Origin of the sequence: Thiorhodospira sibirica ATCC 700588 (assembly GCF_000227725.2) — a bacterium.
Classification (GTDB): domain Bacteria; phylum Pseudomonadota; class Gammaproteobacteria; order Ectothiorhodospirales; family Ectothiorhodospiraceae; genus Thiorhodospira; species Thiorhodospira sibirica.
Genome location: NZ_MU255056.1, coordinates 1642893 through 1660901 on the forward strand (window position 1 = coordinate 1642893; position 18009 = coordinate 1660901).

Genomic DNA, 18009 nt, shown 5'->3' on the forward strand with positions numbered 1-18009 from the left:
CCGACCGGGGCGCTCGGCAACAGCGGCTTGATCGCCTTCCAGGCACCGTCGCTGAGGTGACTCGGGTAGCGTTTTTTTGCGTAATCTTCTTGCTGCATTTCTGGGGCATGTGGGCCACTTCCTAGAAAAAATCGTAGGTTAAGCCATTACGCGATTAATTTCCAAACAGCCTCTAAAGCGTATGTAAACCCTATTGCTAACTGAACTTTCTAGGAGGTTTTGTATGTAAATGTTAGCGAATAGAAACCTAGGTGTAAGCTCGCCGACGGCAAGGGCAAACCCGTGAGGGGTCCTTTGAACTCCGGAGGAAACGCCCCGTGCGGACCCGCATGCGGGGTGTGGAGGCCGGGGGAGAAAAACCCCCCGGCTATCCGATTATAGGCTTTCTGCATCCCAAAACGCCTATCCGCCGCCGGTGCGCTTTTCTTCACGCACTCGCTTGAAAATCTCCTCAGCAAGGTGTTCATGGGCTGCTGAACGAAACTCCTTATCGGTCATCACGCGCGAAAATATATCCTCGTTGTTTTCCATGCGGTCAATGAACAGCTCATCCAGCATGCGCTCCAGAAATGCGGAGAAGTTTGGCAGGTTGTTTGCCCTTGCCGCTTCAACGATTTTCTCATTTTCCTCTGCGCTTGCGGTGATCTGGTCGAAGAACAGTTGATCAGCTTCAGTAAAGTCTGTGCCAAAGCGCTCGTTGAGCTTTTCGACCAGTGACGACAGCGGCACTGGCTCCTCCCGTACAGCACTGGTGCCAACGTCGGTCGGACCTTTCAGGGGGTAGGCCTTGCCAGTTCCCAGTTCGATAGAACCTTCCGTCATCTGTTGCAGGCGGAAATAGCGCAAGGCCACTTCGTCGTCGAGCGCGAAGGCCTGTCCATCGCCCGGCGGGGGAAGCTTGGAAAGCAGGTTGCGAACGAAGGCGTAGAATTTTTCCAGTTCGCTATCCTGATACGGAATGATCTGCGACAGAAAAGCGTAGAGATTACGGTAAGCCGTCAACTGACCACGAAACTCTTCCTGTTCCGCTTCCTCCCTGTCACTGAAGCGCGCAACCGCCGCATCAAGCACCGCATTCATGACTCGGTGATCGGAAGCCGAGTGATCCCGTTTGCTCCGATACCACACCTCTGCGAAGGCATTAACATCATCGGGCGCAAATATGGCCCAACCCAGCAGCTTGTGTTGCAGCTCGGACAACTGGTGCGGATCGGCATTCTCGCCGACAGGCGTAGCCTCGTAGTAGGGCTTGAAGGCCTGATAGATATCGTCTTCCTCGTTGGCGAAGTCCAGCACGAAGGTACGGGCCTTGCCCGGGGCCACACGGTTGAGGCGCGACAAGGTTTGCACCGCCTGTACTCCCGCTAGCCGTTTGACCACATACATGGTCTGCAACAACGGCTGGTCGAAACCGGTCTGGTATTTTTCCGCGACCAGCAACACACGGTAATCCTCACGCTCGAAGGTTTCCGGCAGCTCACTTTCGGCAAGGCCGTCATTCATCGCGACCTCGGTGTAAGCGGAACCGGGGTCGTCTGGATCTTCAACGCTACCGGAAAAAGCGACCAGCGAGCGGATGCCGCAATAGCCGTTGTCCTTGATATAGCGGTCAAAGGCCAGTTTGTATTTCACCGCAGCCAGCCGCGAGCCAGTCACTACCATGGCCTTGGCGCGCCCGCCCATTTCGCTCATCACATACAAGCGGAAATGCTCGACAATCACCGAAACCACTTGCCCGATATTGACCGGGTGCAATTCCAGATAGCGACTCAGGGCTTTGGCGGCCTTCTTGCGCGGTACATCCGGATCGTTCTCCACCTGCTTGATCAGACCGAAAAAGCGCTTGTAGGTGATGTAGTTCTGCAGCACATCCATGATGAAGCCTTCCTCGATGGCTTGACGCATGGAGTACTCGTGAAACGGAGAGCTGCCGGAGGGGCCCGGCTCATCGAACAGGGCCTTGGTCTTGAATTTTGGCGTGGCGGTAAAAGCGAAAAAGCTAAGGTTCGGCTGCCGTGCCCGCTTCAGCGAATCCCGCAGGATCGCCGCCTTGGCCTCATCCGATAGCGCGTCGTCTTCTTCATCCGACAACTGGGCGGCAATCGCCGCCTCGATGCCATCCTTGTTCAGCATGCCCCGCAACTCGGAGGCCGTCTCGCCACTTTGGGAGGAATGCGCTTCATCCACAATCACAGCGAAACGCTTGCCAGCGGTGCTGATCTTCACGCCTGAGCCCTTTTTCTCCAGCGTGGAAAGCGCCTGAGAGATGAAGGGAAACTTCTGCAAGGTGGTGATGATAATTGGCGTGCCGCCAGACAGCGCCTGAGCCAGTTGCTGGGTGTTCTCGTCGATCTTCTCCACCACCCCGGTCTTGTGCTCGAACTGGTAGATAGTGTTCTGCAACTGCTGGTCCAGCACGCGGCGATCCGTTACCACCACCACCGAGTGAAAGACCTTCTGGTCTTCCGCGTCGTGCAGGCTGGCCAGCCGGTGCGCCAGCCAAGCGATGGAATTGGATTTCCCCGACCCCGCCGAGTGCTGCACCAGATAGTTGTGCCCCGAGCCATGAGCGCGCGCATGATCAACCAGCTTGCGCACCGCATCGAGCTGGTGATAACGGGGAAATATCATGGTCTCCTTGCGCACGGTGCGCGCACCCTTGTCGGTCTTGACCTGCCGCTCCTTCACCTCCAGGTGCATGAAGCGTTGCAGGATATCCATGAGGCTGTCTTTGGCCAGCACATCATCCCACAGGTAGTGGGTTTTCCAGTTGTTCTCCACCGGCGGGTTGCCCGCGCCATGATCATGCCCACGGTTGAAGGGCAGGAAGACGGTATCCTTGCCCTTCAGGCGCGTGGTCATCCAAGCCTCGTCCGGATCCACGGCAAAATGCACCAGGGCGCGCTTTTTGAAGGCAAATAGCAGATCGCGTTCATCGCGGTCCTGCTTGTACTGCTTGACGGCATCAGCCGCTCGCTGGCCGGTGAGCTGGTTTTTCAATTCGGCGGTGACCACCGGCAAGCCGTTCAGGCTCAGGGTGACATCGATAATGCAGCGGCGATTCTTGCCATCGGCCTTCTTCATCACAGAGGTGAAGGCAACTTGCCGGGTGACGGTCAAGCGGTTCAGCGCGTAGGCGGCTGCCGCCTCCGGGTTCATGCCGGAATTGGGGCGAAAGTGCGCCAGTCGGAAGGTCTTGCCGTAGCACTTGAAACCATAGCGCAGCACATGCAACGTGCCCTTGATCTCCAGCTCCTTGGCGAGACTGTCCAATACTGTCGCTCGGGTTTTGTCACCCAGCAAGGCTTCCAGTTGGCCCCATTTGGCCGCTTGGCTGTCCTGCAGAAAGCCGATCACATCCTCGGGGAACAGCGCCAGCGTTTCGTCATAACCAGTCGCTTCGCGCCTGTCGTAGCCGCCCACGCTGGTCAGGCCGGCTTCGATGGCGGTTTCAAAGGCGAGTTCGGAATGGCCACCCATGGATCAAATCTCCTGTACCGAGGTGTTCTGCAACTCGGCCAGCGCCTGGCCATGCACCTCATCAAAATGGTAATAGCGAATGGATGGGGCAGCGCGCAGTTGCCGATTGGGTTCAAGATAGGCATCCGGATTATCGTTCTCGGCGAAAACGAACTTGCGCAGATGGACCTTGCGCTTGTCACCCGTGTAATGCTCGATAGTGCGCTTGAGGCTGTGGACCCAGCAGGCACCTGCCTTGAGCTGCGGCACGATCTTCTCCGCGGTCAGGCTCTTGGACTTGAACTCAATACAATCGGCGCAGAACCGTTGTCCCCTAACATAGAAAATAACGAAATCGCAGCGCTTGGACCACGGCTTTGCGGTATCGTCCAGAAAGTGAAATAGCGCTGGTTTGTTCTTCCGCTTTGCCGTCTCGAAGTCATCATGGTCAAGCTTGAAGGCCATGCCGGAGCCCGGCAATAACAGTTCGATATTGCGTTTCTGGGGCTTGGTGTCTTCTGACCGAAAGTACTTCTCACTCAGAATGACCTTACCATCCGAACCATCATGAACGACATACTCGCTGTTTACATAGGCCTTTAGGTGCTCAAAGAAGGTGGAGGCCGCTAACGTCATTGCAGCCCTCCGATTTGGCCCGTGACGGCGGCGGTGATTAGGGCCGAGCGGTACTTTTCTAATTGATTTATTGACTCCCGAATTCTTTCGCCTACTGCTTCGTGCTCGTTGTCCGACTGTATGCACACCTTCCAAATTGCCGATGTTTCATCTAACGGCGGCACTGGAACCCAAATATCCCTTAGCTGCTGACTATCTATGCCACTTATCGTTACCTGCTTGGTAATCGAAAGAATTACAGCTCGACAAATAGCCGATTGGAAATAATACGATAAGAAGCCAGAGATCTTTTCGGCGTGCAAAGGTCTAATCCTAATCATCGAACTTTCAAACAAATGATCCTCTGAAAGATGGCTAATTCTTACTGACTTCCCTGAGCCTTCGAAAACCAAAGATCTGCGAGCAATTAGAAAATCTCCTTCTTTTAGCCCCCACTTCTCAACTTCTGACGTAGAAGCCAATACCCTGTCGTTTGTGCCGCCATCAAAAGTGACTCCCCTGAAGGCTTCCCCCATTTGCACGAAAGCAACGCCATCGACGGCAAACTGATCCTTCGGTTTGTACAGTCCATTGATGGTCCCCCCGTCTAATAGGAATCGTAAACGCTTCACCTCCCAATGCGCCGGAATATCCCCCAGCCAGTTGATGCCGGAGGGCTTCATGGGGGCGTCGGGGTTGAGGCCCTTGGTGACGGCTCGGGTGATCAGGGCCTGGCGCTTTTCCGCCAGCCGGTCCAGCAGGGCGCGCTTTTTCTCGATCAGACCGTCGATGCGGGCGGTCTTTTCATCCAGAAACTGCGCGATGCGGCGTTGGGTTTTGAGGGGTGGGAAGCTTACCTGAATCGCCGCGAGCTCATCCCGAGAGAGTTCAACGAATGTTGTTCCGTTAGCAACTGCATTCAGTTCAGGGACACGAGATTTGAGCAGATAGTATAGAAATGCTCCGTCAACGCGCTCATTTGGGATAATTCCACGACAACCTTGATTAAAGGTCATTGGTTCAGCAGTGATGGCCATATGACCGATGGGTGCCCGAGTTGAGATCAGGACCGACCCAACTGGCAAGATGTTTAAATTGTTTTCTATTACCGCTTTTTCAGTAACTTGGCGTTTTGTGAGAGCGATTCTATCGCCCACTAGTTTGCCTAAGTCTTCTGGCGTCGCCCATCTTACGTCACCATCCCAGTATTCGGCTTCACCACTAGCCGGCGTAGTTCCATTCTTAATTCGTCCGAAATAACGTAGCGAGCCTGAGTAGTTTGGAATCATCCCACCAACCCCTTCAACAGCCCGGCAATCTCCCCTTCCAGTTCGGTAATCTCCTGTTCGATCTCCTCCAGCGGGCGCGGTGGCTTGTAGACGTAGAAGTGCCGGTTGATAGGGATTTCATAACCCACCTTCGTTTTGCTGTAGTCCACCCAGGCATCGGGCACATGGGGCAGCACCTCGCGGGCCATATAGGCGTCTATATCGTCCCTAAAGGCGGCCACCAGCTCCTCATTAGGCTTGTCCGGGCCAAACTGCATGGGCAGGGGCAGTTGGGTACCCTCGGGCAAGGGGATGTTCTCGGTGTCGCGCAATTCGCTGTCCGGCTCCGGCCTGCCCTTGCTGTCGCGGCAGATTTCCGCGTTGGGGTCGCGTTCGCCCAGGGCGTTGAAGATGGCCTTTTTGATCGGTGCCGGGAGCTTGAGGCCAGCGGCTTTGGCAGCGGCGTTCAGCTCCGCTTCGAAAACGGCGCGGTCGATGAACTGCCCCTTGGGCGCCAGGCTGGCCAATAAGGTACGAATAGCCTCTTGCTGTTGTTGCCCTTCTGCGATCTCTTTGGCAGCCGCAGCCTCATTCTTGCGCTTTTTCGACGTGGCCAGGTTGGCAAAGGCGGTCTGTTCATCCAGCCGGGCGATGCGCTCGGGCGTGGCTTCGAAGTTCATACGCAGGGGGCGCTCCACCGTCACCTTGAGAAAGCCGAACTCGCGGTTCTCGAAAATGCGGGAGACCACGCGGGTTTCGGTGTCGCCGTTGATTCTTACATCAGCGGTTTCACCGTCCTGGTAGTTGCCATAGAGGCGGGTGAGATAACGGATCTGGTCTTCGGTGATCTCGTTACGCTTGTTGTTGAGGCATTTCTTCATGCGCTGGGAAAAGCGCGTGCCGTCGATCAGTTGCACCTTGCCGCGCCGCTCCGGGGCCTTGCGGTTGGTCACCAGCCAGACATAGGTGAAGATGCCGGTGTTGTAGAAAAGCTGATCGGGCAGCGCGACAATGGCATCGAGCCAGTCGTTCTCGATGATCCAACGGCGGATATTCGACGGCCCGGAACCGGCATCACCGGAAAACAGCGGCGAACCGTTGAAAACGATGGCGATCTTAGAGCCGACGGCGTCGTCATCCCCTTCCTTGTAGGGGTGCATCTTGGCGATCATGTGCTGCAGGAACAGCAGGGAGCCATCGTTGATGGCGGGCAGTCCGGCACCGAAACGCCCGGCAAACCCCATCTCCTTGTGTTCTTTCTCGACGACTGTTTTCTGGTCTTTCCACTCCACGCCAAAGGGCGGGTTGGCCAGCAGGTAGTGGAACTGCTTGCCCTCGAAGCCGTCGCGGGTTTTGCCATCGCCCAGGGTGTCACCCAGTACTATGCTGCTGGTGTCCTCGTCTTTGATCAGCATGTCTGAACAGCAGATAGCCCAGGACTCGTCGTTGTATTCCTGCCCGAACAGCGCCAGATTGGCCTGACTGTTCTGGTCGAGAATGAACTTCTCCGATTCCGACAGCATGCCGCCGGTGCCGCAGGCCGGGTCATAAATGGTGCGGTAGATGCCCGGTGTGTAAACATCATGCTCGCCGGTGTAGACCAGATTGGCCATCAGACGGATAACCTCGCGCGGGGTAAAATGGTCCCCGGCCTCTTCGTTGGCCTGCTCATTGAAGCGCATTACCAGATGCTCGAAGAGGTAACCCATTTGCAAGTTGTCGATGCGGTCTGGGTGCAGATCTACTTCGGCCATCGCCTTGACGATGGTGAACAGGCGGTTGCTGGCATCGAGCTTTTCGATCTGGTCGGTGAACTTAAAGCGCTCAAAGATGGCTCGGGCCGTAGGCGAGAAGCCATTAATATAGGCTACCAGGTTGGGCGCGATGTTCTCCGAGTCACCCAGCAACTTCTCGAAGGTAAACGGACTGGTGTTATAGAGAGGATGGGTGCGATTCGGGTCGGCTGCCTTGCCCAGCAGCTTATCCATGGCATTTTCCGGCATACCTTGAGCAGACAGCTTCTCGTATTGCTTCAGCACCGCGTCTTTGGTGGGCTCCAACACACAATCCAGTCGTCGTAGCACAACTATAGGCAGCATGACCAAGCGGTACTGAGGGGGGCGGTAAGGGCCGCGAAGACGGTTGGCTATTTCCCAGATGTGGCTTTTGAGTTGGTCGTGCAACTGCAAGTTCATTTAGGTGGTTTTCCTTTTGATATTCGTGCGCGTTTCTGTAGATAAAATTCTCACCAGTGATGCGCGAGAAGCCCACGGCTAAAGCCGTGGGGAGGGTGTCAACCAACCAGATGCGCCAAGCTTTGCGTGGCGCGCTAACGTCCGGCTCACGCGCCGGTTTGGAGCTGCCAAGCAGCGGAAAATCGTTCGCTGTGCAGCCGATTGTTAAACTCTTAATTGTACGTTATTCTGTACATGATAAACATCTTGTACAGGAGCGCCCCTATGGATGCCATCAGCTACACAGCCGCTAGAAGCAACCTGGCAAAAACTATGGAACAGGTCTGCGAAGACCATTCTCCGGTGATCATCACCCGGAGCAAGTCGCCGTCCGTGGTAATGATCTCTCTTGAAGATTATGAGGCGTTGCAAGAGACTGCATATCTCCTGCGCGCACCAAAGAACGCCCGTCGTTTGCTGGAATCCGTTGCCGAGCTGGAGCAAGGCGGCGGCCAAGAAAAAGAACTGCTTGAATGAAACTCATCTTCTCCGCAAACGCCTGGGAAAATTATCTGTACTGGCAGAAAACCGACAAAAAGCTCCTGAACCGAATCAACAAGCTGATCAAGGAGACGAAACGAGAACCGTTCGCGGGCGTCGGCAAACCGGAGCCCCTCAAATACAGTGTCGCTGGTTACTGGTCCCGCCGAATTAACGACGAACACCGCATGGTCTACAAGGTGACGGATGACGCATTGCTCCTTGCCCAGTTCCGGTATCACTACTGATTTAACGTTGAGGTTCACTGCTTGCGATTGAGTGTAGCGAAATTGCAATCCATGTGTAACCGCTTGTTATGTGCAATATGGGCAGGCTATTTCTGTTCAAGCAAAGAAGCAAAAGTCCTCGGCTGTATATTTATAGCCCCATTCATGTTGCTTTCAGCTTGGGCGTGCTAGGCTTGATTTCAAGGCTTAGCACGCAGTGCTTCAGTGCAGTACGGCAAAAGCATATAGGCAATCCCTGTCACCCTTGATCTTTGTTAGGAGGCGTTATGAAAAACACTCTGTTTTATTCTGCCCTGGCCGCCATGTTAGTGTTGGCATCGAGCGCGCAGGCGATTAAATTCAATCCGGACGCCCTGCGCTCCATGCAGGAAGAAGGTTTGAAAATCGCCAATCAATTGCATACCGAACGGCCATACCGGCTCGGCGGTCAATGTCTGCACCTTGAGGGGGATTTGCAGAACTTTCCGGCCAATGTGGTCTTGCAACCCTGCAATGACTCGGCGCATCAGCGCTGGCGCTTTGATGAACACAGTCGCTTTCGCAATCAAAGCGGTGCCTGCATGACGGTGCAAGGAGAGAATGCCATCGCCGGTGCCTGTGGTGAAGGGGATCCCTTTATCTGGACGCTGGGCACCAATGGACAGATGACCCACAAGGCCAGTGGACAGTGCCTCAGTGCACACGGTGATGCGAGCAAGCCTGGGACCAATGTCGGGATTGCCGCGTGTAATGGCAACGGCGCGCAACTCTGGCAGCCTTGAGGGCGCTTCGCCCCCGTTTGACGCCCGCTTGAATTGGGCGCATCCAGTCCCCATCATGGCCCAGATACAGGTATAATCTGCCCCACATCCTGTTTAACTCACGGTTGGAAACCTCTGCCAATATGCCTACCTATGATTATCGCTGTGAAAGCAATGGCCACATCGTTGAAGTGATGCACCGCATGAATGATCAGATCGCTACCTGGGGCGAGTTATGCACCAAAGCCGGGATTGAACCGGGCAATACGCCGCTTGATACCCCGGTCACCCGTTTGGCGACCGGCGGCAATGTGATCAGTCACAGCAGCAAAGGGGCGAGTGAACCCATGTCACCGTGCGCGATGGGGAATTGTGCCGGTGGCATGTGTGGTCTGGGCTAAGCGGATCCAGGCCCCGCGTATCACCCGGCGAGATGAAATCAGGCAGCCACGCGCTGCCTGATTTTGTTTGCACCTATCCAAGGTGAGTGGAGCGCATGGAGCAGTATAGCGGCACCGTGTTGGTGGTCGAGGATGAAGAAAAACTTGCGCGCATCCTGCTTGACTATCTCGAACGGGCAGGCTTTGTGGCGCATTGGCTGGGCGATGGGCGCGAGGTGGTGAGCTGGGTGCAGCAGCACGCGCCGGTGCTGGTCTTGCTGGACTTGATGTTACCCGGACGTGATGGCATGGACATTTGCCGCGAAATCCGCAGCTTCAGTCAGGTGCCGATCATCATGACCACGGCGCGGGTCGAAGAAATCGACCGCGTACTGGGGCTTGAACTGGGCGCGGATGATTACATCTGCAAACCCTACAGTCCTCGCGAGGTCGTCGCCCGCGTGAGTGCGGTCCTGCGACGCAGTGCAACCCCCGTACAAGACACCCCGGAAGGCCCGCTGCGGCTTGATGAAGCCCGGCTGCGCGTCAGCAGCCCGGTGGGGGAAATTGAGCTGACCTCGGTGGAATTTGCCCTCCTGCAAACCCTGTATCATGCCCCCGGCCGAATTTTTTCACGCGATGCCTTGATGGATCGTATCTACCGCGACGAGCGGATTGTGTCGCACCGTACCATCGACAGCCATATCAAAAAACTGCGCCGTAAACTGGCGACCTTGACACCGGATGAAGATCATATACATTCGGTTTACGGGGTGGGCTATCGTTACGAAGCGCCGCACTGAAAGCGACGGCTGGAAGCTGCCGCCACGTTTTATGCGGAGCTGGAGCTCCGCGCTCCCATGATATTCCAGGTTCCTTAATTATGTCCTCTGCCCTATTTGAAAGCCAACTCAGCAGCCTGTCTTTGTTACATCGCGGAAAGGTCAGAGATATTTATGCGGTGGATGCTCAGCGCCTGCTGATGGTTACCACCGATCGCCTGTCGGCCTTTGATGTCATCCTGCCCACACCGATTCCCGAGAAAGGCGCCGTCCTGACGCGCATCTCACGCTTTTGGTTTGAGCGCCTCGCCTCTCTCATTCCGCATCATCTGCTGCTTGATGACCTTGCCACCCTTGGCCTAAGCCCCGAGGAAATGACCGCCATTGCCTCGCGTGCATTGGTGGTGAAACGCCTCAAGGCCCTGCCGGTTGAAGCGGTGGTCCGGGGCTATCTGATCGGCTCAGGCTGGAAAGATTATCAACGCACGGGGTCTGTGTGCGGCATTGCCTTGCCAGCAGGCTTAACATTGGCGGAAAAATTACCCGAAGCGATCTACACACCCTCCACCAAAGCTGCGGTAGGCCGCCACGATGAAAATATCGACTTTGCCCAAACCGTGACATTACTCGGTGAAGCGCTGGCGCATCAGGTCAAGGACATGGCCCTGCGTCTCTACCACGAAGCAGCCGCCTACGCCCTGACCCGAGGCATCATCATCGCAGACACCAAATTTGAATTTGGCCTGGATGCAGACGGCACCCTGCACCTCATTGACGAGGCGCTGACCCCCGATTCCTCACGCTTCTGGCCGGTGGATCAATACCGTGCGGGGGAAAATCCGCCATCTTTTGACAAGCAATATGTACGCGATTACCTCGACACCTTGAACTGGGACAAAAAAGCCCCCGGCCCACAACTCCCCCCAGACATCGTGACCCAAACCGCACAGCGCTATCACGAGGCCTTGCAGCGCCTAACCCAGCAGGCATAAAAACGTCGTGGCATCTTGCAGATGCCGCCACTTGGGAGCGCCACGCACCAGCTCCGCAGCATGAAACGCCACCCACCCGAGCGGCACAACGTAGCGGCGGCTTCTAGCCGTCGCTTTTTTAGAGCGGCACAAAGATCGCCATCTGGTAGAAAGATTCTTTCAGAACATCAAACCGTTCAGGCGAATCGCCACGCGCGATGAGCGGCTGGCAAGGAACTACCACGCGCTATTGTGTCTTGTTTCTGCTGTCATCGGGCTGGGGGCTGGCTTGATGATTAACGCCTCCTGGGTAATGTTTTGCCTTTCCTGTCCAGAATCCTGCAGTCAATCTGCTCCTAAAAACCTAAACAAAGTTGCTTATGCGATTTTTAGGCACTTCGCTCTCCGTTGATAACACCCTTGCGGGCGAGCAACTGGAGTCCTGGTTGAGCAGTCCCAACCGAATGGCCGGTCAACACCGGCAACATGGGCGGTTTCAGCCGTCGAAACCCAGCTTGCGCCATAAAAGTGGCCTCGGCGTTCATCCTGAACAGAGAACAACTTTGCGATTCGACTTCGACCCCGACCAGGGAACGCGAAACCTTCGCGCTTGTAGATAACCTATCTACAATAGAGAATCCTTATAAACAATGAAGAAAAATCAAGAACTTTTTTTTGCTCTTGATGTAAGCGTGCTGTCATTGTCCTCAATGTCGGATAATCTCTGCCTGCGCATCGTATCAACGGGCAAGCCGTACATGAAAGCAGGTACTGGGCGTGCCCTTGATTCGATACAGACCTTCATTTAGCATCAATCACTTATTGATTTGGATATACACAATGAGCCATCCCTCCAACGAATTTTTACAATTTTGTCTGCGCCGGGGCGTGTTGCGCTTTGGTGAGTTTACCCTTAAGTCGGGACGCATCAGCCCGTATTTTTTCAATGCGGGCCTGTTTAATACCGGCGCGGATCTGGCCTGTCTGGGGCGTTTTTATGCCAATGGCTTCATCCACAACGAGATTAAGGTGGATACCCTGTTTGGCCCGGCCTATAAAGGCATTCCACTGGTTGCAGCCACTGCCGTGGCCTTGGCCGATCAGCATGGCCTGGATTTGCCTTATTGTTTTAACCGTAAAGAGGCCAAAGACCACGGCGAAGGTGGGCAGCTGGTGGGTGCGCCGTTAAGCGGGCGGGTGTTGATTGTCGATGATGTTATCACGGCTGGTACCGCCATCCGCGAGGCGGTGGACATTATCCAGGCCGCTGGGGCAACCCCGGTCGGGGTCTTGATTGCCCTGGATCGCCAGGAACGCGGTCAGGGCGAGCGCTCTGCCATTCAGGAAGTGGAGCAAAGTCTGGGTCTGTCTGTGTGGTCGCTTGCAAGCCTGAGTGATTTAATCGCATTTCTCGCCCAACAGGATGAAATGGCTCCGCATTTGGACGCCATGCGCGCCTATCGACGGCAATATGGTGTTTAACACCGCTATGCTTAGCGCCAAAATTCCGGACGTTCATGCCTTCAGTAAAGATCGCGCCACATATCCGTTTAACGCCAAGGTAATGATAAATAAGGAATTATTTCCATACTCCTAGGAGCAAGCCGGGAGATGTTGGGAACCTTTGCTTTTTTTTTGTGGTCGTTTTTAGCTTAACGCCGAGTCAAACATTCTTAACGGTTCATTTATTCAATCTGCTGGGAAGGCATCGTGATGCTGTTTGCTGTGTTATCGGGTTTTTTGCTGGCCACAGTGGCGCCTTGGTTGCACCGCCTGTTTGGCCGTCATAGCGGTTGGGCGCTGGGGGCCTTGCCGCTGGGGCTGTTTATGTATTTCGGCAGTTTTTTGCCCGAAATTCAGCAAAACGGCCCGCTGGTGATTGACTATCCGTGGGTGCCGGGGCTGGAGATTCGTCTGTCGTTTCTGGTGGACGGTCTGAGCCTGTTGTTTGCGATGCTGATCAGCGGGATTGGCTTTTTCATCATCAGCTATGCCGGGCGCTATCTGGAGTCGCATCGTGATCTGGCGCGCTTTTATGTGCTGATTCTGGCCTTTATGGCCTCGATGCTGGGGCTGGTATTGTCCAATAACCTCATTGCCCTGTTTGTGTTTTGGGAGCTCACCAGCATTACCTCCTATCTGCTGATTGGCTTTAATCATGAGGATGAGGATGCGCGCAAGGCCGCCTTGCAGGGCTTGTTTGTCACGGTGGGCGGCGGGCTTGCCCTGCTGGCGGGCCTGGTGATGCTGGGGATGGTGGCCGGTAGCTATGAGTTATCCGAGATTTTGACCCAAGGCGAGTGGCTGCAGGCACATCCGTGGTATTTGCCGATAGTGTTGCTGATTGTGCTGGGGGCGTTTACCAAATCTGCGCAGGTGCCGTTTCATTTCTGGTTGCCCAATGCCATGGCGGCGCCAACCCCGGTGTCGGCGTATCTGCATTCTGCCACGATGGTCAAGGCCGGGGTGTATCTGCTGGCGCGCTGTTATCCGGGGCTGGGGGGGACGCAGACCTGGCTGTTTTTGCTGGGGGTATTTGGCGCCATCACCATGCTCACCGGTATTGTCATGGCGGTGCGCAGTACCGGCATCAAGCGGGTGCTGGCTTATTCCACGGTGATGGCCCTGGGAACCATGACCATGCTCATCGGCTTGGGTACCGAGAAAGCGATTCTGGCGGCGATGGTATTTTTACTCGCCCATGCCCTGTATAAAGCGGCGCTGTTTTTGCTCGCCGGGGTGCTGGATCATGGTGCAGGCTGCAAGGATTTTCTGCAAACCGGCGGGCTGCGCCGGGCCATGCCGATCAGTACCCTGATTGCGGCCCTGGCGGCGTTGTCGCTGGCCGGGGTGTTACCGCTGTTTGGCTTTATCGCCAAAGAGCTTTTGTTTGAGGCCACCTTGCAGGCCCCGCGCTGGGCCTGGTTATTTGCCTTTGCCGCGTGGTCGGCGGCAATTTTGGTGGTCGCTGTGGCGGCGATCGTTGGCATTCGCCCCTGGTATGGGGCACCGGTCCAAACCCCGATTCCGGCGCATGAGGCCCCGCCGGCGATGTTGTTAGGCCCGGCGGTGCTGGCGCTGCTCGGGGTGTTTTTTGGCCTGTTTCCCTGGGTGATTGCCTACGGCTTGCTAGAACCTGCGGCCAGCAGCGTGTATGGCCAGCCGATCAGCCTGCCGCTGGCCTTGTGGCACGGCTTTAATCTCCCCTTGTTGATGAGTGTGCTGAGTTTGGTCCTGGGTTTGCTGGTGTATCGCTACTGGGATCAACTACGGGCGCAAACCGCGCTGCTGGATCAGTGGGTGCGCTTTGGCCCGGAGCGGGGATACGAAGCGGCCATGCAGGCGATGGTGCGGGTGGCCCATTGGCAGACCGCGCTACTGCAAAATGGTTATCTGCGCTATTACCTGATGGCGACGCTGTTGAGCACGGTGGTGCTATTGCTGGCGGCGCTGGCGCTCAATGCCAGTGCGGTGCAGTTTTATTTTGATCTGAGCGGGGTGATGCTGCACGAGTATGTGATTCTGGCAGTATTGCTGGCAGCGACGGTGATGGCCGTGACCACGCGCTCGCGCCTGGGCGCGGTGGCCTCACTGGGGGCGGTGGGTTTCGGGGTGGCCTTGATTTATGTGCTGTTTAGCGCACCGGATGTGGGCATCACCCAGATTCTGGTGGAAACTCTGACGGTAATTTTGCTGGTTTTGGTGCTGTTTCGTCTGCCGCGCTTCCTGGGGCTGACCTCAACCGCCTTGCGGGTGCGTGATGCGCTGATTGCCCTGACCGTGGGTGGCACCATCACGCTGCTGATGCTCAGTACCATTTCCACCCACTATTTTGACAGCATTTCCAGCTATTTCATCGAAAACAGTCAACCGGAAGGCTATGGGCGCAATATTGTGAATGTGATTTTGGTGGATTTCCGGGCGCTGGATACCCTGGGCGAGATCTTTGTGCTGGCACTGGCGGCAGTAGGGGTCTATGCGATGATCAAGCTGCGCGCTGACCGTCTGAAGAAAGGAGAATCATAAATGCCGATGTATTCATTGATTTTACGCTCGGCCAGTCATTTTCTGTTGCCGCTGCTGTTGCTGTTTTCGATCTTTTTGCTGCTGCGCGGCCACAATGAGCCGGGCGGCGGTTTTATCGGTGGTCTGGTCGCCTCGGCCGCGATTGCCTTGTATCTGTTTTCCATGGATGTCAAGGCGGCCCGGCAGGTGCTGCATATCGACCCGCGTGAGTTGCTGGGCTGGGGGCTGACCTTGGCAGTGCTTTCCGGGGTACCGGCGGTTTTTTGGCATCAGCCTTTTTTTACCGCGCAATGGCTCACGCTGGAGCTTCCGGCGCTCGGCGAGGTGAAACTCAGCACGGTATTATTGTTTGATATCGGCGTGTATATGGTGGTGATCGGCTCGGTGCTGACGGTGTTGTTAGCCCTGGCCGATGCCGATGATGCCAGGCATTAAGATGTGGCGGCATCATCTTGATGCCGCTTTAAACTGGTGTAAATACTGATGGAAACCTTGATGGCTTTTGTCGTCGGTGGTTTGTATGCCGCCGCGATTTATATGATCCTGCGCCGCTCCATTGTCAAATTGGTGATCGGCCTGGTGTTGTTGTCCAATGCCGCCAATCTGTTGATTTTTACCCTGGCGGATATGTCGCGGGGTGCCCCACCGCTGGTGCCGCTGGGGGCTTTGCAGCCCGCCGGTGCAGTGGCTGATCCGCTGGCTCAGGCCCTGATTCTCACCGCCATTGTCATCGGCTTTGGGGTGCTGGCTTTTGCCGTGGTGCTGATTCACCGGGCCTATGAAGTGGTCGGCGTGGATGATATGGACAAGATGAAGGACACTGATACATGAGACCGGAAGTAGCCTTACCGATTCTGATTCCACTGCTGGCGGGTGCGCTGTCGCTGGCCTTTTGGCGTTCGCGGGCGATGCAGCGCGGTATCGGCGTGGTGGGTACCGGGGTGATGATGCTCAGTGCCTGGGTATTGCTGTATACCACCTGGCAGGAAGGCTACCTGGTGATGCACATGGGCAACTGGCCAGCCCCGTTTGGGATTGTGCTGGTGGCCGATTTGCTCAGTGCCATCATGGTGGTGCTGGCAGGCATTACCGGCTTTGCCACGGCGATTTATTCGCTGGCAACCCTGGGCAAGCGCCATGAGCATTTTGGCTATTATCCCCTGATGCATCTGCTGCTGGCGGGGGTTAACGGGGCCTTTCTGACCGGCGATATTTTCAACCTCTATGTGTGGTTTGAGGTGATGCTGGTGGCCTCCTTTGCCCTGTTGATTCTGGGCGGGGAGCGGGCGCAGATGGAAGGGGCGATTAAATATGTAACCCTTAATCTGGTGTCCTCGGCGCTGTTTTTATCCGCCATCGGCCTGCTGTATGGTTTGATCGGCACCCTGAACATGGCGGACCTGGCAGATAAAATCGCCCAGCTGGAAGACCCCGGCATGGTCAAGGTGGTGGCGATGCTGTTTTTGGTGGCCTTTGGGATCAAGGCGGCGGCCTTTCCCTTTTTCTTCTGGCTACCGGCTTCCTATCATACGCCGCAGGTCGCCGTCTCGGCGCTGTTCGCGGGCTTGTTGACCAAGGTGGGGGTGTATGCCCTGTTCCGGGTGTTTACCCTGATTTTCAGTCTGGAAGATCCCTTCACCCAGAATGTCCTGCTATGGATGGCCGGGCTGACCATGCTCACCGGGGTGTTGGGCGCAGCGGCTCAATATGAGTTTCGGCGGATTTTGTCGTTTCATATCATCAGCCAGATCGGCTATATGATTTTGGGGCTGGCCCTGTTTACCCCGCTGGCCTTGATCGGCGGGGTGTTTTATATCATGCATCACATTATTGTGAAGGCAAATCTGTTTTTTATCAGTGGCTTGATCTATCGCCTCAAGGGCAGTTACGAATTGCGTGAGCTGGGCGGGGTGTATCGCAGTCATCCCTGGCTGGCCTTGTTGTTCCTGATTCCGGCGCTGTCCCTGGCGGGATTGCCGCCGCTGTCGGGCTTTTTTGCCAAGTTCATTTTGATCCGCGCCGGTATCGAGGCGCAAGCCTGGTGGCTGGTCGGTGTGGCGCTGCTGGTGGGGCTGCTGACCCTGTATTCCATGGTCAAGATCTGGTCTGAGGTCTTCTGGAAAGCCGCGCCGCCCAGTGCTGGCAAAACCCCGGAGCCGCGGACGCGCAACGATGCTTTGCTGTATCTGAGTATCGGCGGACTGGCGCTGCTAACGGTGCTCATCGGTCTGGGGGCGCAGCCGGTCTTTGTGCTGGCCGAACAGGCTGCGGCCCAGCTGCTTGATCCACGCGGTTATATTGAGGCGGTGCTTGGGGGTGAGGCATGATTGCCCTGGTGTGGAATATCCTGCTGGCCTTTATCTGGGTGGCCTTATCGGGCAGTTTTACCGGGGTTAACCTGCTGATCGGCTTTATCCTGGGCTATGTGCTGCTGGGCTTTGCCCTGCGCGATAAACCCGAGTTTGCGCATTATCGCGACAAGGTCCCCCGGTTCATCCGCTTTGTGGGCTTTTTCCTCAAGGAGCTGATCGTCTCCAATCTGCGGGTGGCGTATGATGTGCTCACGCCGACCCACTATATGCGCCCCGGCGTGATTGCCTTTGTCCTGGATGCCCGCACTGATGGCGAGATTACCATCCTGGCCAATCTGATTTCCCTGACACCGGGCACCCTGAGCCTGGATGTTTCAGATGATAAAAAGGTGCTGTATATCCATGTGATGTATCTGGATGACGAGACTGCCGTGCAACACCAGCTAAAATATCTGGAATCCCGCGTCCTGGAGATCTTGCGTTGAGAAACCGCC

16 protein-coding genes and 1 pseudogene are annotated in these 18009 nt (G+C 55.9%); 12 read left to right on the forward strand and 5 right to left on the reverse strand.

What is annotated here, in order from left to right:
- The 5 genes and pseudogenes from THISIDRAFT_RS07835 to THISIDRAFT_RS07855 form a co-directional block, all read right to left on the reverse strand.
- A pseudogene (locus THISIDRAFT_RS07835) lies at positions 1 to 109 on the reverse strand (transposase); the annotation flags it as partial.
- Positions 110 to 402: 293 nt separating this feature from the next.
- The gene (locus THISIDRAFT_RS07840) at positions 403 to 3480 is read right to left on the reverse strand and encodes a type I restriction endonuclease subunit R (RefSeq protein WP_006786627.1); all 3078 of its coding nucleotides are present in this window, start codon (positions 3478 to 3480) and stop codon (positions 403 to 405) included.
- 3 nt (positions 3481 to 3483) lie between these two features.
- Complete coding sequence (locus THISIDRAFT_RS07845; RefSeq protein ID WP_006786626.1) at positions 3484 to 4095, reverse strand: hypothetical protein; 612 nt, start codon at positions 4093 to 4095, stop codon at positions 3484 to 3486.
- A complete protein-coding gene (locus THISIDRAFT_RS07850) occupies positions 4092 to 5363 on the reverse strand; it encodes a restriction endonuclease subunit S (protein ID WP_006786625.1) in 1272 nt (423 codons plus the stop codon). The genes THISIDRAFT_RS07845 and THISIDRAFT_RS07850 overlap by 4 nt, the downstream gene beginning before the upstream one ends.
- Positions 5360 to 7537: a type I restriction-modification system subunit M gene (locus THISIDRAFT_RS07855; protein WP_006786624.1), complete on the reverse strand. Its 2178-nt coding sequence runs from the start codon at positions 7535 to 7537 to the stop codon at positions 5360 to 5362. Before THISIDRAFT_RS07855 ends, THISIDRAFT_RS07850 begins: the two co-directional genes overlap by 4 nt.
- A gap of 264 nt (positions 7538 to 7801) precedes the next feature.
- Between THISIDRAFT_RS07855 and THISIDRAFT_RS07860 the strand changes: the two genes are divergently transcribed.
- The 12 genes from THISIDRAFT_RS07860 to THISIDRAFT_RS07915 all read left to right on the forward strand — a co-directional run bounded on the left by THISIDRAFT_RS07860 (position 7802) and on the right by THISIDRAFT_RS07915 (position 18000).
- Complete coding sequence (locus THISIDRAFT_RS07860; RefSeq protein ID WP_006786622.1) at positions 7802 to 8053, forward strand: type II toxin-antitoxin system Phd/YefM family antitoxin; 252 nt, start codon at positions 7802 to 7804, stop codon at positions 8051 to 8053.
- Positions 8050 to 8304 carry a Txe/YoeB family addiction module toxin gene (locus THISIDRAFT_RS07865; protein WP_006786621.1) on the forward strand — a complete coding sequence of 85 codons (255 nt, stop codon included), beginning with the start codon at positions 8050 to 8052 and terminating at the stop codon, positions 8302 to 8304. The genes THISIDRAFT_RS07860 and THISIDRAFT_RS07865 overlap by 4 nt, the downstream gene beginning before the upstream one ends.
- A 266-nt stretch (positions 8305 to 8570) precedes the next feature.
- Positions 8571 to 9065, forward strand: coding sequence for an RICIN domain-containing protein (locus THISIDRAFT_RS07870; RefSeq protein ID WP_006786620.1), 495 nt, complete (start codon positions 8571 to 8573; stop codon positions 9063 to 9065).
- A gap of 122 nt (positions 9066 to 9187) precedes the next feature.
- Positions 9188 to 9445 (forward strand): FmdB family zinc ribbon protein, encoded by a 258-nt coding sequence (locus tag THISIDRAFT_RS07875; protein ID WP_006786619.1) that lies wholly within the window; start codon positions 9188 to 9190, stop codon positions 9443 to 9445.
- A gap of 95 nt (positions 9446 to 9540) precedes the next feature.
- A complete protein-coding gene (locus THISIDRAFT_RS07880) occupies positions 9541 to 10227 on the forward strand; it encodes a response regulator (protein ID WP_006786618.1) in 687 nt (228 codons plus the stop codon).
- 80 nt (positions 10228 to 10307) lie between these two features.
- The gene (locus THISIDRAFT_RS07885; RefSeq protein ID WP_006786617.1) at positions 10308 to 11198 is read left to right on the forward strand and encodes a phosphoribosylaminoimidazolesuccinocarboxamide synthase; all 891 of its coding nucleotides are present in this window, start codon (positions 10308 to 10310) and stop codon (positions 11196 to 11198) included.
- Between the two features lie 819 nt (positions 11199 to 12017).
- Entirely contained in the window at positions 12018 to 12659 is a 642-nt protein-coding gene (gene pyrE / locus THISIDRAFT_RS07890) for an orotate phosphoribosyltransferase (protein ID WP_006786616.1), read from the forward strand.
- A 231-nt stretch (positions 12660 to 12890) separates the two neighbouring features.
- Positions 12891 to 15203, forward strand: coding sequence for a putative monovalent cation/H+ antiporter subunit A (locus THISIDRAFT_RS07895; protein WP_006786615.1), 2313 nt, complete (start codon positions 12891 to 12893; stop codon positions 15201 to 15203).
- Positions 15204 to 15638 carry a Na+/H+ antiporter subunit B gene (locus THISIDRAFT_RS07900; RefSeq protein ID WP_006786614.1) on the forward strand — a complete coding sequence of 145 codons (435 nt, stop codon included), beginning with the start codon at positions 15204 to 15206 and terminating at the stop codon, positions 15636 to 15638. It begins immediately after the preceding gene.
- Between the two features lie 48 nt (positions 15639 to 15686).
- Positions 15687 to 16034 (forward strand): Na+/H+ antiporter subunit C, encoded by a 348-nt coding sequence (locus THISIDRAFT_RS07905; RefSeq protein ID WP_040851587.1) that lies wholly within the window; start codon positions 15687 to 15689, stop codon positions 16032 to 16034.
- Positions 16031 to 17530, forward strand: coding sequence for a Na+/H+ antiporter subunit D (locus THISIDRAFT_RS07910; RefSeq protein ID WP_006786612.1), 1500 nt, complete (start codon positions 16031 to 16033; stop codon positions 17528 to 17530). The genes THISIDRAFT_RS07905 and THISIDRAFT_RS07910 overlap by 4 nt, the downstream gene beginning before the upstream one ends.
- On the forward strand, positions 17527 to 18000 hold the full coding sequence (locus tag THISIDRAFT_RS07915) for a Na+/H+ antiporter subunit E (protein ID WP_006786611.1): 474 nt from the start codon (positions 17527 to 17529) through the stop codon (positions 17998 to 18000). Before THISIDRAFT_RS07910 ends, THISIDRAFT_RS07915 begins: the two co-directional genes overlap by 4 nt.
- The last annotated feature ends 9 nt before the right edge of the window (positions 18001 to 18009 follow it).